Source organism: Corallococcus exercitus (assembly GCF_003611585.1).
In the GTDB taxonomy this organism is placed as follows: domain Bacteria; phylum Myxococcota; class Myxococcia; order Myxococcales; family Myxococcaceae; genus Corallococcus; species Corallococcus exercitus.
This window is the reverse complement of the sequence record NZ_RAVW01000933.1, coordinates 1-403: the sequence shown is the minus strand read 5'-3', so window position 1 is coordinate 403 and position 403 is coordinate 1. Positions and strand designations below refer to the sequence as shown.

Annotated in this window: 1 protein-coding gene; it reads left to right on the top strand. The window is 62.8% G+C overall.

The genetic code is table 11. From position 1 onward, the window contains the following. Positions 1-348 (top strand): hypothetical protein, encoded by a 348-nt coding sequence (locus tag D7W79_RS46675; protein WP_500681262.1) that lies wholly within the window; start codon positions 1-3, stop codon positions 346-348. Positions 349-403: the final 55 nt, after the last annotated feature.

The window sequence follows — 403 nt, the reverse complement described above, 5'->3', positions numbered from 1 at the left end:
GTGTTGGGGCGGTCGTCGCTCAACGCCCGCGGCCTCCTGGTCGTTCCTACGCGCTGGCTCCCCGGGCACGTATGTGCGTTTGTTGTTTACAACCTTACGGGGGTTCCTGTGACCCTCGAGGCCGGCGCCAAGGTCGCCCAGCTCCTGGTTGCGGGGGCGGACGCTCTTCCTTGGATCCCCCCGGACAACTTTCACGGGACCAAAGCGCTTCGAAACTACCCCAGGGGTGTTCCGGACTCAACCGCCGAACCCAGGAACCCGCCGCTCCTGGTGTTTACGAACGAGTTTGACGCGGAGGCCCCCCCGAGCGAGCGCGGGACCGGGGGTTTTGGCTCTACCGGTATTTAGCCCACAGCTTTGGGTTCGTTCCGGGCAATAAAAAACGTTTGTATCGCATCTTTCC